We start from the raw sequence: 23879 nt of genomic DNA, 5'->3' as shown, positions 1-23879 counted from the left end.
CCGCCGATGTGGTGGTCTCCGCCGCCGCCGTGGTGAGCAGTTGGGGCTTCCAGATCACCCCGGAAACCCTGACCCGCATCGCCAGCGAAGTGGGTGAGCAGAGCATCATCTCCCGTGCCGGTGGCGCCCCGACCCTGGCGGTCGGCATGGCCTACATACTGCACGGCGCCCTCGGTGGCCTGATGAACGTCGCCTTCTGGTATCACTTCGCCATCCTGTTCGAGGCGCTGTTCATCCTCACCGCAGTGGACGCCGGCACCCGCGCCGCGCGCTTCATGCTGCAGGATCTGATGGGGGTCATCTCGCCCTCCCTCAAGCGCACCGATTCCCTGCCGGCCAACCTGCTCGCCACCGCCCTGTGCGTGCTGGCCTGGGGTTACTTCCTGCATCAGGGGGTGGTGGATCCGCTCGGCGGCATCAACACCCTGTGGCCGCTGTTTGGCATCGCCAACCAGATGCTGGCGGGCATGGCACTGATGCTGTGCGCCGTTGTGCTGTTCAAGATGAAGCGTCAGGCCTATGCCTGGGTGGCGCTGCTGCCCACCAGCTGGTTGCTGATCTGCACCCTGACCGCCGGGTGGGAGAAGACCTTCAGCGACAATCCCAAGCTCGGCTTCCTGGCTATCGCCAACAAGTTCCAGGCGATGATCGACAGCGGTACCATCCCGGCCCAGTACACCGAATCCCAACTGGCCCAACTGGTGTTCAACAACCGGCTGGATGCGGGGCTGACGATGTTCTTCATGCTGGTGGTGGTGGTGCTTGCCGCCTTCTCGGTCAAGACGGCCCTCAAGGCGCTGAAAAACCCGCAGCCGACTGCCAACGAGACCCCTTATCAGCCGATGCTGGCGGGCAAGGGGGCGGCTCAGTCCGAGTCTGATGACGACGGCGATCTGGCCCCCAGCCTCAAGTAAGCGAGTCAACAGGCCGGCACCCCAGGGTGCCGGCCCTCATCGATAGCCCCAAGGAGCTAGCATGTTCGATACCCTGGCCAAGGCGGGCAAGTATCTGGGGCAGACCGCCAGACTGATGGTGGGTGTGCCCGATTACGACAACTACGTGCAACACATGCGGCTGACTCACCCAGAGCAAACCCCCATGAGCCACGACGAGTTCTTTCGCGAACGCCAGGATGCGCGCTACGGTGGCAAAAATGGCGGGCGCTGCTGCTAATCCTTTTATCACAGCAGTGGCATCACGACGCTGGCTGTGACGGGCACTGCTACTCATTCCCTTACCACAGGACTCCCATTATGACGCACGCTGTTGCGGTCACCTTGCTGACCGGTTTTCTCGGCTCCGGCAAGACCACCCTGCTCAACCACTTCCTGCGCCACCACGCCAACGCCTCCGTGGCCATCCTGGAGAACGAGTTCGGCGCCGCCAATATCGACGGCGCCCTACTGGAGGGAGGCTCGGGAGTGAGCGTGGTGGAGCTCAGCAACGGCTGCGTCTGCTGCAGCGTGCGCGGTGAGTTTAGCGCCGCCCTGAGCGACCTGCTGGCCCGGCGAGCGGCGGGGGAGCTCAACTTCGAGCGGCTGATCGTCGAGACCACGGGGCTTGCCGATCCCGCTCCCATCATCCAGACCTTCTTCGTGGAAGAGACGTTGCGGGACGCGCTGCGGCTCGATGCCGTGGTGACCCTTGCCGATTGCGAACACATCGACCGCCAGCTGGATGAGCATCCGGTGGCGGCGGCCCAGCTCGGTTTTGCGGATCGCATCCTGCTCACCAAGACGGATCGGGTGGACGAGGCGACGCGGGCGGCCGCCATCGCGCGCATCCACGGCATCAATGCCAAGGCCGAGATCCTCGACATCGTACAAGGGGAGTGCCCGGCCGCGCTCTGGCTGGATCTCGATGCCTTCAGTCTGAGCGACGAGCTCGGCTTGAGCGCGAGCCTGCGCATCGTGCGGGCCGGCCAACAGGGCTTCGAAGCCTTCGCGCCGCTCTCGGCCCGGCCACGCTCCTGGCATGACGCCATTTCGGCCCAGCTGTTCGAGGGGGGCGAGCTGGACTTGAAAAAAATAGGCGCCTTTATGGAGCGATCTATAGATCTGCATGGCAACGACATGTTGCGCTACAAGGGGGTGCTGGCCATCGCCGGGGAGCCGCGCCGGCTGATCGTACAGGGGGTACACAAGGTGGCGGGGTTCGACTATGGCTCCCCCTGGGGTGAGGCGGTGCCGCAGTCCCGGCTGGTGATCATTGGCCGCTACCTGCCCGTCGACGAATTGCGGGCCGGTTTTTTGCAGACACAAGAGTGAGGAATAGCCGCCCATGCGTGCATCGCTGAGAGAGAAGATGATCCGGGTCTGTCACCAGAAAATCGCCCAGAAAGGGGAGGGGGTTGGTGTCTCCTTCTATGCGTTTTTTGCCAACAAGAATGACGACCCGGCGTTATTGATGGAGGCCGCCACCTGGTGGATCCAGACCCATGAACTCGACCACTTCGAGAAGGCCCGCAAGATCATCGGGCTGGTTGAAGCCACTGCCTAGGGATGAATCAATTAATAAGGCCCCCTAATGGGAGCCCTTATTACATTAATAGAACTGATGGCCAAGGCCGCCGTTTAGGCCAAATGGCTTAGCTGACCTGCGCCGCAGCGGTTTCTCGGCGGGAAAAGATCAGGCTGTCCAGCAGCCAGATGACGACCATGGAGGCACCTACCGGCGGGAATGCGAGCCCGAGCAGTGCAATTACCACCAGGGTGCCGCGCAAGGGTGGCAGCTTGGCGGGCAGGGGCGGCGCCGCGAGCCGGCCTTGCGGGCGGCGACTCCACCAGATCCAGAGCCCGCTCACCGCGCTCAGCAACACCATCAGGCAGATCAGCAACATGGCGAGCTGATGGGGCCAGCCATAGAGTTTGCCGGTGTGCAGCATGACGCCGGTTTCCACCACCTTGGCGACCGGGCCGTAGTCCTGCCAGCGCACGTCGGCCAGCACCTTGCCGCTGTATTGATCGATGTGCAGGGTGGCGTCGTTGCGCGGATCGTCGGCAAACAGGGCTATGGTGTAAACGCCGCTCTTGCCGGCGGGCGGGGTGATGCTGTAGCCCGGCGTGACCTGCCGCGCCTTGGCGATATCGACCACCTGTTGCAGCGGGATGCGATGGCTGGCCATCACCATGCCCTCGTGCTCGCCACCGTGGTTCATGGCGCTGTGATCGTGCTCCTTTGCGGGCGCCGTGGCACTGTCGTCCATGTCCATGGAGGCCATCTGCTCTGGCGCCGTCGAACTCGGCATGGGGGTGCTCTCCATCGCCCAGGGCACGGTCTGTGAGTGGGCCTGGTTGAGGCTGCGGGCCAGGGGCGCGGATTTGGGCACCTCGTTCCACATGGTGGCCGGGAAGCGATTCCAGACGTTGGCGAACTGGTCGCCCCAGAAACCGGTCCAGGTCATGCCGCTCAGCAGCAACAACAGCAGGAAGCCGGCGCCCCAGAAGCCGACCACAGCGTGCAGATCGCGCCACCAGAGCCGTCCACGCTGGTTCATTCTGGGCCAGAGGATGCCGCCGACCCCGGGCCCCTTGCGCGGCCACCACAGGTAGAGGCCGCTGACGAGCAGCACTATGCCCCAGCCGGCGGCCAGCTCGATGAGTCTGTCGCCGGTGGTGCCTATCAGCAGCTCCGCATGCAGGGCGCGCGCCACCGCCTGCAGATTCCACTGGTTGTCCTGGGTGCCGAGCAGGGCGCCGTTGGCGGGATCCATGAACAGAGTCAGCTCACGGCCCCCCTGGGCGACGACTAGCTGGGCGCTCTGATCGGGGGCTATGGGTGGCAGGTATTTGCGCAGGCTGGCGTCCGGCATGGCGATCATCGCCTTGGCCAGCAGGGCATCGGCACTGAGGGTCTGGCTGGCCGGCGTCACCTTCATCAGCGCGGGATACATAAGGTTGTCGAGCTGCGGCTTGAACAGATACACCATGCCGGTGAGGGAGAGCAGGATCAGGAAGGGGGCGACGAAGAGGCCGGCATAGAAGTGCCAGCGCCAGATCCGCTGGTAGTGATTCGCGTCGTGATTTTTCATCTCTGATCCTTGCGGTGCCGGTAAAGGTTGCAGCTGGTGGAAGGTTTAGGTGGCGCGGATGATAGCAGCAACGTTTTGTTAACTGCAATAAAACAAAGCCCGCCTGCTTGTCACCAGATGACGCCAGTGTGCGGCACACCGGTGGGGCGAAAAGGTCGCCGGGGATCGCTGAGATCATGGACTTTATGGCGAGGGATTATTACCTTGTGGCGACCCCACGAGACAGGGATGCGGTGGGTAGCGAGTCAGGGAGGTAGTTGTTGTGTATTTGCAGCCACATGGTCAATTCGTGATGCAGCAGCGAGGGCAAGTGCTGCTCTGTCGTCCGATGGGGCCTTTCAATCTGGCGGGGGCCATGGCTTATGAAGCCGATTTCCTCCGGCAGATCGCCAGTTTGCGCTCAGCCCCCTGGGGTATCGTCGAGGTGGCGACCGAGTTTGAGGCGGCAGGCCCCGAGGTATTGGCCCGCTTTCGTCGCCAGTTTGATTGGTGCGCCGCCAATGGGTGCGCCTTCCTGGCGGTGGTGATGCAGGGGCATTTCAAGCAGTATCTGGCGGATCAGGTCTTTGGCGGTCTGCCGTTTCAGGCGCTGCACTACTGCGCCTCTGAAACCGAGGCTATCGACTGGGTGGAGAGGCAGTTGGCCACGATGAACAGGCGGGTGACGGCGTGATCCCGTTGAGGGAGCGCACCTCGTAGAGGCGGCACACCATCGGAAGGGCTTTCCTGTGCGGTCATACGATGGCAGTGATTATTCCAGCTTGATAAACCACTTGTCCCGTTCGTCGATGCAGTCGGGTTCGCCCATCTCGAATTCGCGGCAGATGAGCGGGCGTACCTCGTAGATGCGGCACATCATGGTGTTGCGATCCAGCGCCGCGCACCAGCCGTCCTCCAGTCGGTGCATCACCGGCACCTGTCCTTCTATCTCGTCCACATAGCGATCCGGCACGCCGGTATCGGTGAACAGCATCACCTCGAGGCGGCAGCAGCAGGCTTCGCAGTTCTGGCAACTGACGTCGGGCGGATTGGGTTGGGACATGGGTCATCTCATGGTGTTGGTTGGCAGATGAAACAGGCGCCGATAAAGGCGCCTGTGCTCCTGAGTCAGGTTGAACCTTAGCCCAGTTTGCGGGCGCGATAAGTGCGTCCCTTGATCTTGCCTTCCTGCAACCGCTTGAGGGCGGCGCTCGCCACCTGACGTTTGACCGCCACGTAGGAGTACTGCTCGGAGATCTGGATCTTGCCGACATCGCTACCGGCAATGCCACCTTCCCCGGTCAGGGCGCCGAGGATGTCACCGGCGCGTACCTTGCTCTTGCGGCCCGCATCGATGGAGAGGGTCACCATCTGCGGCGCGATCGGTTTGATCTCGCGGCCAATTTCGCTCAAGTCCCCTTGCGGGATGGGCGCCTGCTGGTACTCCTCGATCAGGTTGACGCGCTGGGCTTCATTCGGCTGATAGAGGCTCAGGGCCAGGCCCTGCTGGCCGGCGCGGCCGGTGCGGCCGATGCGGTGCACGTGCACTTCGGGATCATAGGTCAGCTCGAAGTTGATGACGGCGCCGAGCTCCTTGATGTCGAGGCCACGGGCGGCCACATCGGTGGCAACCAGTATGGTCGCGCTGCCGTTGGAGAAGCGTACCAGTACCTGATCCCGCTCGCGCTGTTCCAGATCGCCGTTCAGTGCCAGCGCCGAGAAGCCCTTGGCGGCCAGGTGGTCGGCCACGTCGTTGCAGGCGCGCTTGGTGTTGCAGAACACCACGCAGGAGCTCGGCTGGTAGTGGCTCAGCAGCCAGGTGAGGGCATCGAGGCGCTGACCGGCCGGCACTTCATACAATTTCTGCTCGATGGCGCTGCCTTCGTGCAGGGACTCCACGCTCACCTCGACCGGATCGCGCTGCACACCGCGGCTCATCTGGGCGATCCCTTCCGGGTAGGTGGCGGAGAACAGCAGGGTCTGGCGGCGCGCCGGCGCATAGCTGATGACCTTGTTGATGTCTTCGCCAAAGCCCATGTCCAGCATGCGATCCGCTTCGTCCAGTACCAGCGTCTCCAGGCTGGAGAGCTCCAGTGTGCCTTGCTCCAGATGCTTGAGAATACGGCCCGGGGTGCCGACGGCGATGTGGGCGCCAAAGCCCAGGGTGGCTGACTGGGGTGCGGTCGGGGTGCCGCCACACAGGGTCACCAGCTTGACGTTCGGCAGGGCGCGGGCCAGGCGACGGATCTCCTGGGCGACCTGATCGGCCAGCTCGCGGGTCGGGCAGAGCACCAGGGCTTGCACGTCGACGCGGTTGACGTTGAGGCGGGAGAGCAGGCCGAGTGCGAAGGCTGCGGTCTTGCCGCTGCCAGTTTTTGCCTTGGCGATCAGGTCTTTACCGTCGAGTACCAGGGGCAGGCTCTGCGCCTGGATCGGGGTCATCTGCAGATAACCCAGGCTGGCGAGGTTCTCCAGCAGGGCGGGGGAGAGGTTGAGGCTGCTAAATTCGCTGTTGTTCACAAGAGGACTCTATTTCGGGAAAACGGGGTTGGCGCATGGCGCTAAGGGCGCGCATTGTACCAGAGAGTAGCGCCTCGTGTGATGGATTGTGGCGGATTTTTGAACGCTTGGCCCCCTGCTCAGGGTCAGACTTAGGCCGACGGATATCTTTGTCGCGACTCGCTTCGTGTTGGCGTTGAGCCCTTGGCGGCGGCTGACTAATTATGTGCAAACAAGATAAACGTTTTTCATGCGTTTCGATTAAATATTGCGGTGCCGGGTCCGGTTTGAGCGACATGGTATCTATACAGGTCTGTAGTTGATAATAGGGTAAAATGGCATCAAGTTGGTAACTAATAACACAATATATTGATTTTTATTGAGTATTTCTATTTTTGAGATATTACCGACCTTGCATCTGATGATTAATTAATTTAAAAACGTTTGTATTATCCATGCTGCATATTTTTACTGCATATTGTGATGGCTATCTGATTTTTAAATATGCAAATCTCTATGATGGCGCCGGTCAAAAATTACAATTCACTCAGGTGCTACTGGATATGGAATACGTTCACTTTGTGCTCGGACTGGTGATGGTCCTCGCTCTTGCATTGCTGGCTAACCGCCACAACTGGAAACAGATCAAGCTGCGCTATATCGGTCAGCTGTTGGTGGTGGAACTGGCACTGGCCTGGTTCATGCTGAACTCCGAAGTGGGCTTGGCCGTGGTGGGTGGCTTTGCCGCCGGCTTCACCAAGCTGATGGAGTTTGCCAAACAGGGGACCGATTTCGTGTTCGGTGGCCTGGTCAACGAAGGTGCCTTCTCCTTCTTCCTGATGGTGCTGATGCCTATCGTCTTCATCTCCGTGCTGATCGGGATCCTGCAGTACATCCGCCTGTTGCCCATCGTCATTCGTGGCATCGGCACCGTGCTGGCCAAGATCAACGGCATGGGAAAGCTGGAATCCTTCAACGCCATCAGCTCGATGATCGTCGGCCAGTCCGAGAACTTTATCGCGCTCAAGAACACCTTGCCGCACCTGAACGAGAAGCAGATGTACACCCTGGCGGCGACGGCCATGTCCACCGTCTCCATGTCCATCGTCGGTGCCTACATGCAGCTGATCGAGCCGCGCTACGTGGTGGCCGCGCTGGTACTCAACATGTTCAGCACCTTCATCGTGCTGTCGCTGATCAACCCGTACGAGCCGGATAACTCGGTCACCGACATCAAGGCCATCGCCGAAGGTGACGAGCACCACAGCCCGAAGAAAGAGAACTTCTTCGAGATGCTGGGCGAATACATCATGGCCGGTTTCTCCGTCGCCGTGATCGTGGCCGCCATGCTGGTCGGTTTCATCGCCCTGATCGCGCTCATCAACTACCTGTTCGAGGCGGCGTTTGGCGTCAACTTCCAGTACGTCATGGGCTACATCTTCTACCCCATCGCCTGGATCCTCGGCATTCCGAGCGGTGAAGCACTGCAAGCCGGCTCCATCATGGCGACCAAGCTGGTGACCAACGAGTTCGTGGCCATGATGGATCTGGGCAAGATTGCCGCAGAGCTGTCCCCGCGTACCGTCGGCATCCTCTCCATCTTCATGGTGTCCTTCGCCAACTTCAGCTCCATCGGCATCATCGCCGGTGCGGTGAAGGCGCTGAACGAAGAGAAGGGCAACATGGTATCCCGCTTCGGTCTGAAGCTGGTGTACGGCTCGACTCTGGTGAGCCTGCTCTCCGCCGTGATCGCTGGTATCATGATCTGATAGACATCCATATCGTGCTGATAAACCCCTGCCAAGGCAGGGGTTTATTTTTTTCTGGCTCGGAACTTTTAGATTCTGTTTTGCTCTGAACTGATTCAATAAAAGAAAAAGCGACGAGGAGAGTGCGATGAGATGGTGGATATGGGGCATGGTGGCATTGCTGGTTGGCTGCACCGCCAAGGGGGACACGCCGGAGCAGAAGCGTGCTTACGTACAGACGATGCGTGAGCAGGTGCTGAACGAACTCTATCAGGAGAAGGCGAGCATTCGCGATGAGGTGCAACGGGCCAAGGGCTACGCGGTCTTCTCCAGCGTCAACAACAGCCTGATCTTCGTCAGCGCGGGCAGTGGCTTTGGTGTGGTGCGAGACAATCAGACCGGTCGGGACACCTACATGAGCATGGCCAATGCCGGTGTGGGGCTGGGGCTTGGCATCAAGGATTTCAGGGCCCTGATCCTGTTCAATGATGCGGATGCATTGAAGCACTTCGTCGAGGTGGGCTGGGAAGCCGGCGCCCAAGCCGATGCGGCTGCCCGCTCCGGTGACAAAGGTAGCGAGCTGCTAAATACCACGGGCAGCACCAATACCAAGAAGGTGACCGTCTATCAGCTGACCCAGAGCGGTCTGGTGTTGCAGGCAACCCTGCAGGGCTACAAATACTGGACCGATGACGAACTCAATGAACCCGGTCCGGCAGCGGTGCAGGCTGTGCAGTGACACTGATGTTGTGTGTACCAGATCGCTGAATCCAGTTGACCGTACCGGGGAGATAAAATGAAAGGGCCGCCAGAATGGGCGGCCCTTTTGCTTGGGGTGATGGTGGATGAGTGGGAGCCAGTTTCTGGCTCCCGAACTCTTCTGGTTTAAGGGCAGATGATGGTGTTGCTGTTCACGCCATTGAGGCTGGCCTGGTAGCTCACCTGTTGGGTCAACAGCAGTATGTCGACGTTGTTCAGGGTGACCCCGATGACGACACCATTCTTGCTCCAGGTGACGGTATTGCTGACATCCAGTGTGCTGGCATCGGAGAAGGTTGCGACGGCCTTACGGGTCACAATATTGGCGACCGGGAGGCCGAGTAGCCCCAACTGGACCTGTGTGGTACAACTGGCCGCCAAGCTGCTGAGGGTCGCCGCCGTGATGGTGATCGGCTTGCTGTCTGCCCCAGTCAGGAAGCTGGCACTGATGTTGGCCGTCCCTGCAGCCACCCCGTGTGCGACCCCGGTACCGGAGACAGTCACCACGCCCGTGTCATCGCTCTGCCAGTGGGCAAGGGCGCTGACGTTCTGGGTGGTCAGGTCGCTGAAGGTCGCGGTCGCCTTCAACTGAGCCTGGTTTCCGCTCGCCAGATTGGGGATGGTGTCTATGCTGAGCCCAGTCACAGTCGCAGCAGTTGCCGCAATGCTGATGGTGGAGGTAGTACCTCCCAGGCTGCCGCTGATGATGGCAGAACCCACGGCTAATGCCTTGATCTGACCGTTGGCATCCACGCTCACCAAGGTGGGTGAACTGCTGCTCCAACTGGCCTGGCTGGTGACATCGACCACGGTATTGTCAGAGTAGGTTGCCAATGCCTTCAGCTGACCATTGGTACCCAGTGCCAGCGAAGCTAGGGGAGTGCTGATCTGGATGGCCCCCACTGTCGCTGCCGTGACCGTGATGGTCAGAGTACTGGTCTGCCCGCCGAAGCTGCCTGTGATGGTGGCCGTGCCGGGAGCCACTGCCGTGACCTCACCACTGGTGTTGACGGTGGCAACGTTGCTGTCGCTGCTACTCCATGAGACCAGACCCGTGATGTTCTGGCTGGTGCCATCGGAGTAGTTGGCAACGGCAGTCAGTTGGGTCTTGGTACCGGCTGCCAGGGTTGATGCCGTCGCCGACAAGTCTATCTGGTTCACGGTGGCACTGGTGACGCTCAGGCTGACTGGATTGCTGGTGACACTGCCCACGCTACCGGTCAGGGTTGCACTGCCAATGGTGACGGCGGTGACTTCACCGGACAGGTTGACGGTGGCAACTGCGATATCCGAGCTGTTCCAGGCCACCAGATTGGAGATGTCCTGGGTCGTGTTATCGCTGTAGGTGGCGATTGCCGTCAGCTTGCCCTTGGTGCCCTTGGCCAGGCTCAGGGTGGGCGGGGTGATCTGGATTTGACTGACTGTCGCATTGGTGACGGTCAGCACTGTGCCGGCACTGGTCACATTATTGATGCTGGCTGTGATGGTGCTGGTACCCACCGCAACCCCGGTCGCCAGACCCTGGGCATCTATGGTGACCTTGGTTTGATCGCTGCTGACCCAGGTTGCCTGGTTGGAGACATCCAGGGTACTGCCATCGCTCAACACGGCCTGGGCCTTGAACTGGACCGAACTGCCCTTGGCCAGGGTGCCGTTGCCGCTATTCAAGACGATCTGGACGCTGCTAACGGTGGCATTGGTGACTACCAGCAATACCGTATTGCTAGATACGCCATGGAAGACAGCAGAGATATTTGCCCCCCCTGTGTTGACTGCGGTTGCCTCACCGTCCAGGTCTATGGTCGCCACGTTGATATCCGAGCTATTCCAACTGACCTGGCTGGTTACATCCTGCGAGGAGTTGTCGCTGAAGGTGGCGACAGCCTGGAATTGCAGCTTACCCCCTACTGGCAGAGAGGCAGTTGGCGGTATGACTTGCAGTGAGGTGGCGATGGCATTGGTGATGGTAATACTGACACTGCGGCTGACAGAGCCCAGAGTGGCTGTGATGCTGGCCTGGCCTATGCCGGCACCCGTTACTTTACCCTGACTGTCTACACTGGCGATGACGGGATTGCTGCTGCTCCACTGTGCCTGGGTCGACACGTCCTGAGTGGATCCATCGCTGAAGGTGGCGATGGCCTGCAGCTGACTTTTGGTGCCGAGGGCAATGGTCGAGACGGCAGGAATGACCTGCAGGGCCGTGACGCTGGCGTTGTTGACCTGAATGCTGGTGGTGGCAGTGACGCCCAGTAGTGTCGCTGACAGCGTCACTGTGCCTGCCGCGACGCCGGTCACCAGACCTGTGTTGTCGACAGTTGCGACGGCCGGGTTGCTGCTGAGCCAGGCCGCTTGTGTGGAGATATCCTGAGTGCTCTGGTCGGCGAAAGTTGCGATGGCCGTCAGCTTTGTCGTAGTACCGATAGCCAGCTGGACTGTCGCCGGAATGATCTGGATCTGACTGACCGCCAGATTGACGGCCGAGACAGTGGTTTGGCCGGTAATCCCCTGAATGGTGGCGATGACTGTGGCATCACCGACATCAAGAGCGGTGATCTTGCCCTTATTGTCGACGCTCAGCACGGTTGGGTTGTTGCTCAGCCAGCTTGCCTGGGTCGACACATCCTGGGTGGTGTCATCGGAGAAGGTGGCGATGGCCTGCAATTGCAGCGACAACCCTTTGGCCAGTGCCGTGGTAGGGGGGATGACGGAGATCTTGGTTGCGATGGCGTCCGTGATGGTCAGGTTGGAAGTGTTGCTGGTCACCCCCTGATAGTTGGCGGTGATCCCGGTGCTGCTGATCTTGAGTGTCTTGACCAGCCCTTTTTCATCTATGGTGGCGATGCTGGTATCAGCACTGTTCCAGCTGGCGATATCCGTGATGTTGGCGGTGCTGTTGTCGCTATAGGTGGCGATGGCCAGATACTGGGTGCTGATACCGAGTGGTGTGCTGGGATTGGCTTCTGCCCGAGCCTTGGTGCCCGCAGTGTCGGCAGAGATATCAATCTTGGTTATCGTCTTGGCGGCTGGATTCGTGGGCTTTGTGCCTCCCCCTCCACCCCCTCCGCCACAACTGAACAGAAAGAAGGTAAGAAACAGTGAGAGAAATACATTAATTGTCTTGCTCATGGATATTCCCCTTTGATCTCTGTGCTTAATATGAAAGAAGGTTCACCCTGTGTGCGGGGACGACGAACCCTGCAGAGATAATGTTCTCTGTTTTTGCTAAGCAGTAGAGTTTAATAACGTGTTGAAGTTATTGTGTTAAATCCCTTTATTCATTGGGCAGGAATAGAAATTTATTACTCTTTATATGGTCTTTAACTCCATGTCGTACATTTGCGCAAAACACTAATAATAAAACTATTAGTTTGTTTCTTGTTAATATGTCTAGGTTAGGAAATCGAGTATTTCAACCGTTATTGATATAATTAAAAGTATGTGGATATGAAAAGAGTGATGCAGGAAGTTATATCAAGCATTGATTTGTGTGGTGTCGAAGGGGGCTCTTTTGTGGGGATCGAGTGAGGCGCATCTAGCAGCGCCAATGGTGCAGAGAGCAATGAAGAGGTGTTATGAAGGAGATCTAGAGAGGGGATAGGGTAAGTCCCGCTTGAACCAGTTTGTTGTAAGGGTGGCTCGCCATCTGCCAGCCATCCCGTTTGAAGGTTATCTGCCTGGTCTGTGTTATGTCAGCTTGCCCTTGAGTAACCATTTATCCAGCGCATTGGCGAAGCGCTGCTTGTCTGACGCGTTGAAGGGGGCCGGGCCACCGGTCTGCACTCCGGCCGAACGCAGTTCCTCCATGAAGTTACGCATGCCGAGCCGGGCCTGTATGGTCTCGCGGGTGTAGATCTCGCCACGGGGATTGAGTGCCTCACCACCGGCATCGATCACCCAGGAGGCCAGCGGGATATCGCCGGTGATCACCAGATCCCCCGGCACAACTTGCTGGGCTATCACGTGATCCGCTACATCGAACCCCTTTTCCACCTGCTGGGTCTTGATAAAGGGAGAGGGCGGTACTCGTAGTCCCTGGTTGGCCACAAGCGTAGTGACGACCTGGGCGCGGTGAGCAGCACGGTAGAGGATCTCCTTGACCGGGAGAGGGCAGGCGTCGGCATCAACCCAGATGGGCATGGCATGGTTTCCTGTGTTTGAAGCAAAAACCTATCTTAACACGGGCGGCAGGGCTGGCCTCGCAGGGCTGAGTCTGGCCGGGCTTTAGTGTAAGCTGGCCCGATGAAACTGAATGAGAAGGACGAACTGATGGATCGGGTGCCCAGTGATGTGATCTATGGCCTGACCCTGGATGGCAAGGGCGGCATGCAGCCGTTGGTGTCAGGTAGTGAGATCCCGGGATCGCAACCCAGCTGGTTGCATCTGGATTATGGCAACCCGGAGGCGGCCCGCTGGTTGCTGCAGACGCCACTGATCAACGATGCCGTACGTGAATCCCTGCTCGGTCAGAGCAACCGCCCCAAGCTGGTGCGGATGGGGGAGACGGTACTGTTGATCCTGCGCGGCATCAACCACAACAAGGATCACCGCCCCGAGGAGATGGTGGCGCTGCGCATCTATATCACCCCGGATCTCATCCTCAGCAGCCGCCGCCGTCCCCTATTGTCGGAACAAGACGTGTTCGAACAGTTGAAGCTGGGTGGCGGCGCCGACTCCCCTGCCGACTGGCTGGTGGAGATGTGCGACTCCCTGACCGACAGGGCCGGGGAGTTTGTCGAGGAGTTGCACGATCAGATCCTGGAGCTGGAGGAGATGGTATTGATGCGGGATCTCCCCTCCAATGGTCGGCTGGCATTGATCCGCAAGCAACTCATCGTGATCCGTCGCTACCTCTCTCCCCAACGGGATCTGGTGGCCCGTCTTGCCAACGAGAAGATCAGCTGGCTGGATGAGGATGACAGGCGCCGTTTGCTCGACATCGCCGACCGTCTGCGCCGTTGGCTGGATGACCTGGACGCCGGGGTGGCCCGTACCGCCGTGCTGGCGGATGAGATCAACAACCTGATGGCGGAGGCGACCAACCGCCGTGCCTATCAGATGTCGGTGATGGCGTTGCTGTTCTTGCCTGCCAGCTTCCTGACCGGTCTGTTTGGCATCAACCTTGGCGGCATGCCGGGGGCGGATAGCCCGACTGCCTTCTGGGTCTTCAGCGGCTCTTTGCTGGCGCTAGCAATCGGGTTGGCAGTCTGGCTCAAATTTCGGCGCTGGTGGTAAGGACGACAGATGACGACATGGGAATCTTTTGGTGTGACCCTGCTATTGCTGCTGGGCCACACCCTCATTCGCAGCCTCATTCACAAGAGTCTGCTGGCGCTGGCCAAGAGCAAGCAGGTGAGCGAAAACCGGGTGCTCTACGTGGAACACGTGTTCCACTTCCTGCTGGGCTGCGCGACCCTGCTGATCTTGGCCGGGGTGTGGGGGCTCGACTTCTCCCGGCTGGTGGTGCTCGCCTCTTCCTTCTTCGCCGTACTCGGCGTCGCCATGGTGGCGCAGTGGTCAATTCTCTCCAACATCACCGCCAGCATCACCATCTTCTTCGCCTTTCCCTACAAGATTGGTGACCGGATCCGCATCCTCGACAAGGATGATTCCGTGACCGGTGTCATCACCGAGATCGGCCTGTTCTACCTGAGGGTACGGGATGACAATGGGGATCTGGTCACCTATCCGGCCAACCTGATCCTGCAAAAACCGGTCAGGCGGCTGGAGGGCAAGGCGGACGAGCCGTTGCAACCTGAATGAAAAAGGCTCCCGCGGGAGCCTTTTTCATCTGGGATTGGCCAGTGTGGCCGCTCAGCGTTCGAAGAAGTGGTAGAGGTGTTCGACCTGGATTGGGCAATCGGCGACCAGATGAATGTGATCGCGCGCCTCCTCGGTGGAGGAGAAGCTCACCGGGCAACCCAGGGTGTCCGTCATCTCGTACAGGCGACCGTCCTGAGCGCGGAACTCCACGATCCAGCCGGGCGAGATGATGTCGTGCAGGATCTCGGCTTCCTTGAAGCGGTGTTGCTGATGCAGTGTACGTAATTCGCTGACCGTCATGACATCCTCCTATGACCGATGGCGCCACCATCAAGTCTAGTCGCAGGCGGCCAGTCAGGCACCGGGTCGGGGTGGGTGAAATACCCCTGCGCCCCATCAAGGGGCGGGGGCATCCCGTGGCGGTTGCAGGGCGATCAGCAAGTCGCCAGCCTGGGGCGTGACTGGGCCGGTGACGACCTGAGGGTGCCCCTTGCCATCGAGCACGAACAACAGAATGGCACCGGGGTTGGCCTCCTGATATTGGCTCCAGTCGAAGGCGTCCCGCAGTCGGGTAGCCTTGATCTGGCCGCCCCGGTTCAGCAAACCGCTCAGGCGGGCGAAGTTCATATCGGGCCCGAACAGGTTCTGGCGGGCGCGGAAGGTGGCGCTCTCCCGATTCGCCTTGCCGTGCTGTTCGCTGGATCGCAGGGAATAGACCTTCTCCTCCCCGTAGAGGTGCGCGAAGTGCAGCACGCCGAGGGCGTTGTTGTGGCGGTTGGGGGAAAGTGCCAACACAGTGCTGATGCTGGTGAGGGGCAGATGGAGCTCGGCGTGTTCCGACTGCGGATTGCCAAAATAGCAGGGCAGGTTGCTCATGCGCGCCAGCTTGCAGTGCTCCCAGGCGGGATCCGACAACTGAACCGGGATGCCCTGATCCGCCAGCGCCTTGCCGATGGCGCGGGCCACCGAGTTGGCCCCGATCAGCAGCCAGACATTGGGGGCCGGTTGGCGCATGCCGAGCAGGCTGGCCAAGGGCGCCGCGGTGAGGCTCTGCAACACCACGGTGAAGATGATGACGGCGAATACCAACGGCACCAGCTTGTCGGCATCCGCAATCCCGGCTTCGTGCATGCTGATGGCGAAGGAAGCGCTCACCGCCGCCGCGACTATGCCGCGCGGCGCTATCCAACTGAGCAGGGCGCGGGCGCGCCAGGGGAGTTCCGATCCCAGGGTAGAGACCAGGATACAGAGCGGGCGGGCCACGAACTGCACCACGCACAGCAGCAGTAGCACCATGGGTCCGAGTTGCCAGAGCTGCGCCAGATCGAGCCTGGCCGCCAACAAAATAAACAGGGAGGAGATGAGGATGACCGCGAGATCCTCCTTGAACTCCAGCACCTCCTCCAGATCCAGCCCCTCCTGATTGGCGAGCCAGATGCCGAAGACGGTGACCGCCAGCAGACCGGACTCATGACTGAGCCAGTCCGACAGGGTGAAGGTGACCAGCACCAGGGCCAGTACGCCGAACTTGTGCAGGCTGACCGGCAGCCAGTCCTTGCGAATGAGCAAGGTGGTCAGCCAGCCAGCGGCCACCCCGATCAGGGTGCCGATGCCCACCGTCTTGGCCAGCGCCAGCAGGGTGTGGCCGAGCAGGTCACCCTGGCTGCCGAGCCGTACCGCCTCGTAGATCAACACCGCAAACAGCGCGCCTATGGGGTCGATGACGATCCCCTCCCAACGCAGTATCTTGTCCACTTCCCGTACCGGCCGGATCACGTTGAGCATAGGGGCGACCACGGTCGGTCCCGTTACCACCAGCACGGCGCCGAGTACCATGGCGACGCGCCAGTCTAGCCCCAGCAGGAAGTAGCTGGCCCCACCTATCACCGCAAAACTGACCAGCATGCCGATGGAGCAAAGATTGCGCACCACCTTGCCAATGCCCTTGAGCTCGGTCAGATGCAGGGTCAGCGCTCCCTCGAACAGGATGATGGCCACCGACAGGGAGACCAGCGGGAACAGCAGCTCACCGAGCAGGGCATCCGGGTCTAGCACCCCGGTCATTGGGCCGAGCAACAGGCCGCTCAGCAGCAGGAACAGGATGGCGGGGACCCGCAGGGACCAGGCCAGCCATTGGGCCAACAGGGAGATCAGGGCGATCCCCGCCAGGGAGAGTGCGATCATGCCAACCTCGGGCAGATGATGGGGTTGGGAGTAGTGTAGCGGGGAAGGCGGGCGAATTAACACCCGGATGGAGCCGGGGTTGTGGCGATGGGGGTGGATGGCAAGGTGGTCGTGTCGCTGGAAATCCGAGCGATATGACTCTCTTGCCTAGATGGGACTCTCTTTGTGGAGCTCGGTGACGCAATCGGCCACCGCCAGCACCAGCGCGGAGCGCACCACCTGATCGAGCCGGTTGCGCTGCATCTGATAGAAGAGCCAGTCCTCCTCGTTGGCCGGGGGATCCTGGGGCATCATGCTGCCCTGATTGAGGCCATGCAGGCGATCGAGCAGATCGCGAACGGGTTTGTCGCTGAAGCGGTAATCCTTGGGGTCGCGTACCAGAAAATCACGGATCTTCAGGTAAGCCTCCAGATCCTGATAACGCTCGAGTGAGATGAGGCCGAGGGCGAAGATGAGCTTGAGGCGCACCTCCAGTTGGCCGAGGGGGCCGCTCTGGTTGAGCAGGGGTTCGATGGCGTATTTGACGGCATACTCTTCCTGGCGAAACGCGCGCCGCATCAGGGAGTCGACCGCCTCTTCCAGGATGGTCACGACCTCGAGGAAGAAGCCGCGGGGGCCATCCTGCTCGTTCAGTCGTTCCAGTACTTCATCTTCCTGGTGTGTGGTCATAAGGGCATTGGGTCCAGCTGACAGGGAGAGAGCCAGCCTCTCTCCCGGTTTTTATCATATGGGGCACAGTGGCCATTTCACCGTGCGAGACGGCGAGTGGCGGTGCGTGCGCCCCATGGGGTCACTGCAAGTTGTGATAACGGGCGACGATGGCGGCAACGATCTCGCTGTCTGCGTCCAGGCCGGTCACCTGAGCCAGGGCCCGGGCCGGGCCGAGCTCGGCCAGCAGGGTCTGCAGTTCCACCGCCTGCGGGTCGTCGGCATTGCGATAGTGCAGCGCCGCCGCTATGCCCTCTTGCAGGTGATCGTTTGGCAGACCGTACTCCAGGGTCCCGAGCAGCGGTTTCACCAATCTGTCTCCCGCCGCCAGCTTGCGCAGCGGCTGACGGCCGACCCGGTCAATCTCGTCCACCAGATAGGGGTTGGCGAAGCGGGTCAGGATCTTCTCGATATAGGCGGCATGCAGTCGTGGATCGAAGCCGTAACGTCTCACCAGCACGGCACCGCTCTCCTCCATGGATCGGCGCACCTTGCTGCGGATCACCGGATCTTCGATGGCCTCGCGCACTGTCTGGTAGCCGCGCAGCTTGCCGAGGTAGGCGGTGACGATGTGGCCGGTGTTGAGGGTGAACAGCTTGCGCTCGACGAAGGCCATCAGGTTGTCGGTGGGCTCCATGCCTGCAACTTGAGGCAGCTCCCCCTTGAACTGGGTCTGATCGACGATCCACTCGCTGAAACTCTCCACCGTCACCTCCAGCGGATCGTCGTTGGCCGCGGCGGGCGGCACTATGCGATCCACCGCCGAGTCGACGAAGCCGACGCAGGATTCGAGCGTGGCATGATACGCGACCGGCAGATACTTGAGTACCTCCTGTTTAAGGTGGCTGGTGCCGCGCACCATGTTCTCGCAGGCGATGACGTTGAGCGGGGTCAGGTTGCCGGCCTCGAAGCGGGCCTGCAGCCCCTTGGCCAGGGTGCTGGCAATCTTGTCCAGAATGTTCGGGCCCACCGCCGTGGTCACCAGATCGGCGGTGACGATGCGATCGATCACCTCCTGACCGGCGGAGCTGACGGCGGCCACGTTGCGCACCACGTCCAGCTTCTGATCCGTGCCCACCACGTGCACCTTGTACTCCTGGCGGTGGTTGAGCTGATCGATCAGGGTCTCGTTGACGTCGGCGAAGGTGACCTGATGACTGGCTTCTGCCAGCAGTTTACCGATGAAGCCACGGCCTATATTGCCGGCACCAAAATGCAATGTTTTCATGATATTAACCTCTATAACCAAAGATGATGAAGATGACTTACGCGGCCTGTTCGGCGCCCAGCAGGTCCAGGAACTCCTGGGGATCCTGAGTGCTGGCCAACCGGTCGATGAGACCAGGTTCATCCAGTGCATTGGTCAGTTTGGTTATTACCTGAATGTGTTCGTCGTTGCGGGCGGCGATGCCAATCACCAACCGCGCCACCTCGTCTGGCTCTTCGCCGAAGGCAACCCCGGCCGGGTACTGGCAGATGACGATGCCGGTGCGCTTCACAAATTCCTTGGCGGCTATGGTGCCGTGGGGCACGGCGATGGACTCACCGAGGTAGGTGGAGACCAGCTGCTCGCGCTCCAGCATGGCGTTGACATAGTCCGGCGCCACATAGCCACGCTCGGCCAGCAACTTGCCGGCGGCCAGGATGGCAGCCTCCTTGCTGTCGGCCTTGAGGCCGAGGTGCACGTCCTGCAGGCTCAGGGTGAAGACTTCACCTGTCTGTGGCTCGTAGCTGTCGTCGTTGGCCGCCACCAGCAGTTGCGGGTTGGCCACGTCGTCGTTGGCTGCACCGGCCAGGCTCAGGTTCTGCACCAGATCCTGATAGAGGGCGTTGTCGAGGAAGTTGGTCAGGGAGATGTGCTGGGCGTGCGGCGCATGGCGACGGGCACGGTCAGTCAGATCCTTGTGGGTGATGACCAGATCCACCTGATCGTCCAGGTTGTTGATGGCGCGATTGGTCACGCTGATGTCGAGGCCCGCGGCCTGCACCCGCTTGCGCAGCATGCCGGCGCCCATGGCGCTGGAACCCATGCCCGCATCGCAGGCGACCACGATATTGCGCACTGCAGTCAGTTCGGTACCGGGCTTCTTGGCCGCACTGGGTTCCGGCTTGGCCGCTTTCATGGCTTTCATCTTGCGGGTGGCTTCACCCAGGGCATCGGCCTCGTCGGCTTCCGGTTGCTGGGCTCGTACGAACACGGCGGCGACCAGGAAGGAGACCAGGGTGGAGCTGATGATGGAGAGGGCAACCCCGATCAGGGAGGCTTTGGGCGTCATCAGCAGCACGGCGAAGATGGAACCCGGTGAGGCAGGGGAGACCAGACCCGCGTTGAACAGGGTCAGGGTGAAGACCCCGGTCATGCCACCGGCGATCACCGCCAGGATGAGGCGCGGGTTCATCAGCACGTAGGGGAAGTAGATCTCGTGGATGCCACCGAAGAAGTGAATGATGGAGGCACCGGCGGCGGATTGCTTGGCGGCGCCACGGCCGAACACCATGTAGGCCAGCAGCACGCCCAGACCCGGACCCGGGTTCGCTTCGATCAGGAAGAAGATGGAGAGACCCTGTTCGGTGGCTTGCTGGATGCCCAGCGGTGAGAAGATGCCGTGGTTGATGGCGTTGTTCAGGAACAGGATCTTGGCCGGCTCGACGAAGATGGAGGTGAGCGGCAGCATGTGGTTATCCACCAGGAAGCCCACACCACTGGCCAGCACGCCGGAGAGCACCTTGACGAAGGGGCCGATCACGAAGAAGGCGAGGATGGCCAGCAGCATGCCGATGATACCGGCGGAGAAGTTGTTGACCAGCATCTCGAAGCCGCTCTTGACGCGACCTTCCATCAGCTTGTCGAAGCGCTTGATGGCCCAGCCACCGAGCGGGCCGACCATCATGGCGCCCATGAACATGGGGATGTCGGTACCGACGATGACCCCCATGGTGGTGATGGCACCGACCACGGCACCGCGCTCACCGCCAACCAGTTTGCCGCCGGTATAGCCAATCAGCAGCGGTAGCAGGTAGGTGATCATGGGGCCGACCAGCTTGGCCAGCGTTTCGCTTGGCAGCCAGCCGGTGGGGATGAAGAGCGCGGTGATGAAGCCCCAGGCGATGAAGGCGCCTATGTTGGGCATGACCATATTGGACAGGAAGCGTCCAAAATTCTGTATCTTGACTTTGGTATCCGGTGATAACATGTCGGGACCCCGTTTTAAGCCTGTTTGATTAAGAGTGGTAGTCGGAATGGTGGGTTTTGCCGAACCCCCATCCCAGTCGTCTAAGCAACTTCAATCTACCAGTTTGCGGTCAAGTTAGGCTGAAAACGGGGCATCTTGTGATGCGCCTCCCAATTACCCCTACCTCCCCCCTCCCTTGCTGGTGATCCAGATCACATTCACATCGTGAATGTCGGCGACATTTTGATCTTTTCTGGCGGTCACCCTCATTTATTGTGATGTGAATCACGCTTTGTGGTTTGCGCAAAAGCCATGTCAATGTGACTTTTATCACATATTGATTATTTGTATTCAGATGAGCCATAAGCATCGGCGGAGAAAATAGGGGTAATGCCGATGGATGATGTGATTTGTCCCATTGTTGACCAATGAATAATGTATTTTGTAACCCACTTTCAGTTTGGCCCGGTCGCTGGCTGAGCCTGCCGCTGCCATCGTCGACACCGGATCCGGGTGCCATCCTGCCCGTTGCCCCCATGAGAGGGTGATTGGCGGTTCCTGTGGCGCATAAAAAAAGCCCGCACTGGGTGCGGGCTCTGACTGTGTTGGACCAAGACGTGCGTTATTCCGCTTTGGGAGCAGCCTCTTCAGCCTTGGGGGCGGTATCGCTCTGGGCGTCGTCAGGGGCGGCGACCACGGGAGCCGGACCCGGCACCAGCGCGACCGCCGGCTTGGCGATGAGAGAGCGGGTCTCTTCCACCGCTTCGCTCAGCTTGACCTGGATAACCTGGCCCAGCTCATAGACCACCTCGGTCTTGTCCAGATAGACGCGGCCGTTGTCCCAGTTGCACTCCAGCCTGTCCTTGTTGTCCAGGATGTGGCGGGCGGGCATGAATACCACGGCACCGTTTTCCTGCAGGCGCAGTTTGAGGCCGGCACGCATCACGTCGATGATCTCGGCGTTGAATACCTTGTCGGTGCCCGCATCGGCCATCAGGTAGCGGACATAGAGCCAGTCGCCGATGTCGCGCTCGACCCGGCGGTGCAGGCGGCGGCACTCGGTCAGGTGCTCGGTTAGCTCCTGGCTTGGTCGCTCACCCGGGGTCTTGCCGGCGATGACGGCTTTGAGCAGACGATGGTTGACCATGTCGCCGTATTTACGGATGGGGGAGGTCCAGGTGGCGTAGGCATCCAGCCCCAGGCCGTAGTGGGCACCCGGCTCGGCAGACATCAGCGCATAGCTCTGGAAGCGACGGATCTTGCCATCCAGCCAGCGGGTGTCCAGGCTGTCTATCCAGCGGCGCAGGGCGCAGAAGCCGGACAGGCTGGCGATCTCTTCCTTCTCGAATGGGGCCTCGGCGGTCTTGAGCAGCTCGATGGCGCCGTCGAGGGACTCCTCGTCAAAACCGGTGTGGACGTTGAAGATGCCGTAGCCGACCTGCTTGCCGAGCACGCGGCCGGCGCAGATGTTGGCGGCGATCATCGACTCTTCGATCATCCGGTTGGCGATGCGGCGCGGCTCCACGTGGATGGCCAGCACGGCGCCGTTCTCACCCAGTTCGAAGTCATAGTCGGGGCGGTCCGGGAACACCAGGGCGTGCTCGGTGCGCCACTTGATGCGCGCCTCTGTCATGGCCTTCATCAGCGGCAGTTGGGCCAGCACGCCAGCATCTATATCAAGTTCTTTGCCGTGCTCGGCCCAGTCGGAGACGTCGTCATAGTTGAGGCGGGCGTGGGAGATGATGCGGGCGGCGAAGAATTCGGTCTCCTCCAGCAGCAGGCCATCTTCGGCGATCAGCAGACGGGCGCACAGGGTGTTGCGCTCCTCGCCCTCTTTCAGGGAGCAGAGCTCGTCGGAGAGGGTGCGCGGGATCATCGGCACGTTGCGACCCGGCATGTAGACGGTGAAGGCGCGCTTGGCGGCTTCCTTGTCCAGCTCGCTGTCTTCGGCCACATAAGCGGTAGGATCGGCGATGGCGACCAGCAGCTCCCAGCCGCTGTCCAGCTTGCGGATGGACAGAGCGTCATCCATGTCCTTGGTCTTGGCACCGTCGATGGTGAAGAAGGGGACGGCGGTCAGATCGGTGCGCGGCAGCTCTTCCTCTTCGATGACTTTCCACTTGGGCAGGTCGGCCGGTTCGATCTGGGCCAGGTTGTGGCGCGCCAGCACCACCCACCAGGGCACGTTGTGATCGTCCTTGTCGGCGATGAGCTGGGTTATCTCGGCGGAGAAGTTGCCATCCACCAGGGCGTGGCGTTTGAGGGTGGCAACCACCCAGTCCCCTTCCTTGAGGGACTTCTCATCCAGGCCCTTCTTGGCGCGGGCCTTGATGGCGTCCTTGATGAGGGGGTGATCCGGCACCACGTTGAGGCGGTCGCGGAACATCTTGACGCGGCCAACGAAGCGAACCACCGCCTGCTCCAGCAGGGCGTCCGGCTCGGCCACTTCCTTCTCTTTCTCGGTCCGGATCAGGGCGCTCACCCGGTCACCGTGCATCACCTTCTTCATGTAGGGAGGCGGCACGAAATAGCTGGTCTTCTCATCGACCTCCAGGAAGCCGAAGCCCCGATCGGAGGCGCGGATCACACCCTCTTTCTTGGGAATGTTCTCGCGGATTTGTTGCTTGAGCTGGGCCAGCAGCGGATTGTCTTGAAACATAAGTGAGGAACCTGAGTGGAAACCGATGAAGAATCGCCCAGCACTATACGTTTTTACCCCTCCAAAGCCAAGGTGAATGGCCCGCTCAGCGGGGTTGCAGTGCCCGGCGACCCTGCTGGATCAGGCGCAGGGAGATCTGTTTGTGCAGCCCCCGCTCCAGCACCCAGCGGTGCCAGTAGAGCCGTTCTACCAGGTGATGGTCCGGGCAAAGATCGAGCAGGGTGCCCTCCGCCAGCTGGCGGCGGATCTGCAGTTCCGGGATGAGACAGCAGGCAAATCCCTGCTCGGCCATGGCGACGAAGGCCTCGGAGGATCGCACCGTGTGACAGGGATAACCGCCGGGTTCCAGCCCGAAGTGGCGGGCCATGAAACTGACG

At 60.6% G+C, this 23879-nt stretch carries 20 protein-coding genes and 1 pseudogene; 9 read left to right on the top strand and 12 right to left on the bottom strand.

Annotated elements, in window-relative coordinates:
• From BN1137_RS05950 to BN1137_RS05935, 4 genes are all read left to right on the top strand, one after another.
• Positions 1-914: carbon starvation CstA family protein (locus BN1137_RS05950; RefSeq protein WP_332309843.1), on the top strand; the 914-nt coding region annotated here is incomplete at its 5' end.
• Between the two features lie 61 nt (positions 915-975).
• Complete coding sequence (locus BN1137_RS05945) at positions 976-1173, top strand: YbdD/YjiX family protein (protein WP_025325546.1); 198 nt, start codon at positions 976-978, stop codon at positions 1171-1173.
• An 80-nt stretch (positions 1174-1253) separates the two neighbouring features.
• Entirely contained in the window at positions 1254-2267 is a 1014-nt protein-coding gene (locus tag BN1137_RS05940; protein WP_050717704.1) for a CobW family GTP-binding protein, read from the top strand.
• Between the two features lie 13 nt (positions 2268-2280).
• Positions 2281-2499, top strand: a complete 219-nt coding sequence (locus BN1137_RS05935) for a DUF6500 family protein (RefSeq protein ID WP_050717703.1) — start codon at positions 2281-2283, stop codon at positions 2497-2499.
• Between the two features lie 88 nt (positions 2500-2587).
• On the opposite strand, the gene BN1137_RS05930 is transcribed toward BN1137_RS05935, so the two are convergent.
• A complete protein-coding gene (locus tag BN1137_RS05930; RefSeq protein ID WP_050717702.1) occupies positions 2588-4030 on the bottom strand; it encodes a PepSY-associated TM helix domain-containing protein in 1443 nt (480 codons plus the stop codon).
• A gap of 292 nt (positions 4031-4322) precedes the next feature.
• Here BN1137_RS05930 and BN1137_RS05925 point away from each other — a divergent pair, with 292 nt between their 5' ends.
• Positions 4323-4703 (top strand): hypothetical protein, encoded by a 381-nt coding sequence (locus tag BN1137_RS05925; protein ID WP_408605532.1) that lies wholly within the window; start codon positions 4323-4325, stop codon positions 4701-4703.
• A 78-nt stretch (positions 4704-4781) separates the two neighbouring features.
• Here the strand turns inward: BN1137_RS05925 and BN1137_RS05920 are convergent, their stop codons facing one another.
• Complete coding sequence (locus BN1137_RS05920; protein WP_050717700.1) at positions 4782-5072, bottom strand: YkgJ family cysteine cluster protein; 291 nt, start codon at positions 5070-5072, stop codon at positions 4782-4784.
• 77 nt (positions 5073-5149) lie between these two features.
• On the bottom strand, positions 5150-6529 hold the full coding sequence (gene dbpA / locus BN1137_RS05915; protein ID WP_050717699.1) for an ATP-dependent RNA helicase DbpA: 1380 nt from the start codon (positions 6527-6529) through the stop codon (positions 5150-5152).
• Between the two features lie 542 nt (positions 6530-7071).
• Here dbpA and BN1137_RS05910 point away from each other — a divergent pair.
• Positions 7072-8277 (top strand): NupC/NupG family nucleoside CNT transporter, encoded by a 1206-nt coding sequence (locus BN1137_RS05910; RefSeq protein ID WP_050717868.1) that lies wholly within the window; start codon positions 7072-7074, stop codon positions 8275-8277.
• Positions 8278-8404: 127 nt separating this feature from the next.
• Positions 8405-8995, top strand: coding sequence for a lipid-binding SYLF domain-containing protein (locus BN1137_RS05905; protein WP_050717698.1), 591 nt, complete (start codon positions 8405-8407; stop codon positions 8993-8995).
• Between the two features lie 146 nt (positions 8996-9141).
• On the opposite strand, the gene BN1137_RS05900 is transcribed toward BN1137_RS05905, so the two are convergent.
• Both BN1137_RS05900 and BN1137_RS05895 read right to left on the bottom strand, forming a co-directional pair.
• Positions 9142-12144 (bottom strand): beta strand repeat-containing protein, encoded by a 3003-nt coding sequence (locus BN1137_RS05900; protein ID WP_050717697.1) that lies wholly within the window; start codon positions 12142-12144, stop codon positions 9142-9144.
• A gap of 558 nt (positions 12145-12702) precedes the next feature.
• Positions 12703-13155, bottom strand: a complete 453-nt coding sequence (locus tag BN1137_RS05895) for a YaiI/YqxD family protein (protein ID WP_050717696.1) — start codon at positions 13153-13155, stop codon at positions 12703-12705.
• 102 nt (positions 13156-13257) lie between these two features.
• Between BN1137_RS05895 and zntB the strand changes: the two genes are divergently transcribed.
• Positions 13258-14250 carry a zinc transporter ZntB gene (gene zntB / locus BN1137_RS05890; protein WP_050717695.1) on the top strand — a complete coding sequence of 331 codons (993 nt, stop codon included), beginning with the start codon at positions 13258-13260 and terminating at the stop codon, positions 14248-14250.
• A gap of 9 nt (positions 14251-14259) precedes the next feature.
• On the top strand, positions 14260-14778 hold the full coding sequence (locus BN1137_RS05885) for a mechanosensitive ion channel domain-containing protein (RefSeq protein ID WP_050717694.1): 519 nt from the start codon (positions 14260-14262) through the stop codon (positions 14776-14778).
• Positions 14779-14829: 51 nt separating this feature from the next.
• Here BN1137_RS05885 and BN1137_RS05880 read toward each other — a convergent pair whose 3' ends face one another.
• The 7 genes and pseudogenes from BN1137_RS05880 to BN1137_RS05850 all read right to left on the bottom strand — a co-directional run.
• Entirely contained in the window at positions 14830-15078 is a 249-nt protein-coding gene (locus BN1137_RS05880; protein ID WP_050717693.1) for a hypothetical protein, read from the bottom strand.
• A gap of 96 nt (positions 15079-15174) precedes the next feature.
• Positions 15175-16962 carry a cation:proton antiporter gene (locus tag BN1137_RS05875; protein ID WP_050717692.1) on the bottom strand — a complete coding sequence of 596 codons (1788 nt, stop codon included), beginning with the start codon at positions 16960-16962 and terminating at the stop codon, positions 15175-15177.
• 147 nt (positions 16963-17109) lie between these two features.
• Entirely contained in the window at positions 17110-17631 is a 522-nt protein-coding gene (locus BN1137_RS05870; RefSeq protein WP_050717691.1) for an MltR family transcriptional regulator, read from the bottom strand.
• Positions 17632-17752: 121 nt separating this feature from the next.
• Entirely contained in the window at positions 17753-18898 is a 1146-nt protein-coding gene (locus tag BN1137_RS05865; RefSeq protein ID WP_050717690.1) for a mannitol-1-phosphate 5-dehydrogenase, read from the bottom strand.
• Positions 18899-18935: 37 nt separating this feature from the next.
• Positions 18936-20864, bottom strand: a complete 1929-nt coding sequence (locus tag BN1137_RS05860; RefSeq protein ID WP_050717689.1) for a PTS mannitol transporter subunit IICBA — start codon at positions 20862-20864, stop codon at positions 18936-18938.
• Positions 20865-21465: 601 nt separating this feature from the next.
• The gene (locus tag BN1137_RS05855) at positions 21466-23502 is read right to left on the bottom strand and encodes an exoribonuclease II (RefSeq protein ID WP_050717688.1); all 2037 of its coding nucleotides are present in this window, start codon (positions 23500-23502) and stop codon (positions 21466-21468) included.
• An 85-nt stretch (positions 23503-23587) separates the two neighbouring features.
• A pseudogene (locus tag BN1137_RS05850) lies at positions 23588-23879 on the bottom strand (ArgP/LysG family DNA-binding transcriptional regulator); the annotation flags it as partial.

It is taken from the genome of Aeromonas tecta, assembly GCF_000820185.1.
Classification (GTDB): Bacteria; Pseudomonadota; Gammaproteobacteria; order Enterobacterales; family Aeromonadaceae; genus Aeromonas; species Aeromonas tecta.
Note: the sequence above shows the minus strand (reverse complement) of the source record. Positions and strands in the feature narration are given on the sequence as shown.

What these genes read in the sequence shown, in the direction of transcription:
- BN1137_RS05930 (WP_050717702.1), bottom strand. Translation starts at nt 4,030, where the DNA reads ATGAAAAATCACGACGCGAATCACTACCAGCGGATCTGGCGCTGGCAC.
- BN1137_RS05895 (WP_050717696.1), bottom strand. Translation starts at nt 13,155, where the DNA reads ATGCCCATCTGGGTTGATGCCGACGCCTGCCCTCTCCCGGTCAAGGAG.
- BN1137_RS05870 (WP_050717691.1), bottom strand. Translation starts at nt 17,631, where the DNA reads ATGACCACACACCAGGAAGATGAAGTACTGGAACGACTGAACGAGCAG.
- BN1137_RS05855 (WP_050717688.1), bottom strand. Translation starts at nt 23,502, where the DNA reads ATGTTTCAAGACAATCCGCTGCTGGCCCAGCTCAAGCAACAAATCCGC.
- BN1137_RS05880 (WP_050717693.1), bottom strand. Translation starts at nt 15,078, where the DNA reads ATGACGGTCAGCGAATTACGTACACTGCATCAGCAACACCGCTTCAAG.
- BN1137_RS05875 (WP_050717692.1), bottom strand. Translation starts at nt 16,962, where the DNA reads ATGATCGCACTCTCCCTGGCGGGGATCGCCCTGATCTCCCTGTTGGCC.
- BN1137_RS05905 (WP_050717698.1), top strand. Translation starts at nt 8,405, where the DNA reads ATGAGATGGTGGATATGGGGCATGGTGGCATTGCTGGTTGGCTGCACC.
- BN1137_RS05910 (WP_050717868.1), top strand. Translation starts at nt 7,072, where the DNA reads ATGGAATACGTTCACTTTGTGCTCGGACTGGTGATGGTCCTCGCTCTT.
- BN1137_RS05925 (WP_408605532.1), top strand. Translation starts at nt 4,323, where the DNA reads ATGCAGCAGCGAGGGCAAGTGCTGCTCTGTCGTCCGATGGGGCCTTTC.
- BN1137_RS05940 (WP_050717704.1), top strand. Translation starts at nt 1,254, where the DNA reads ATGACGCACGCTGTTGCGGTCACCTTGCTGACCGGTTTTCTCGGCTCC.
- BN1137_RS05920 (WP_050717700.1), bottom strand. Translation starts at nt 5,072, where the DNA reads ATGTCCCAACCCAATCCGCCCGACGTCAGTTGCCAGAACTGCGAAGCC.
- BN1137_RS05945 (WP_025325546.1), top strand. Translation starts at nt 976, where the DNA reads ATGTTCGATACCCTGGCCAAGGCGGGCAAGTATCTGGGGCAGACCGCC.
- BN1137_RS05935 (WP_050717703.1), top strand. Translation starts at nt 2,281, where the DNA reads ATGCGTGCATCGCTGAGAGAGAAGATGATCCGGGTCTGTCACCAGAAA.
- BN1137_RS05865 (WP_050717690.1), bottom strand. Translation starts at nt 18,898, where the DNA reads ATGAAAACATTGCATTTTGGTGCCGGCAATATAGGCCGTGGCTTCATC.
- BN1137_RS05885 (WP_050717694.1), top strand. Translation starts at nt 14,260, where the DNA reads ATGACGACATGGGAATCTTTTGGTGTGACCCTGCTATTGCTGCTGGGC.
- BN1137_RS05860 (WP_050717689.1), bottom strand. Translation starts at nt 20,864, where the DNA reads ATGTTATCACCGGATACCAAAGTCAAGATACAGAATTTTGGACGCTTC.
- zntB (WP_050717695.1), top strand. Translation starts at nt 13,258, where the DNA reads ATGAAACTGAATGAGAAGGACGAACTGATGGATCGGGTGCCCAGTGAT.
- BN1137_RS05900 (WP_050717697.1), bottom strand. Translation starts at nt 12,144, where the DNA reads ATGAGCAAGACAATTAATGTATTTCTCTCACTGTTTCTTACCTTCTTT.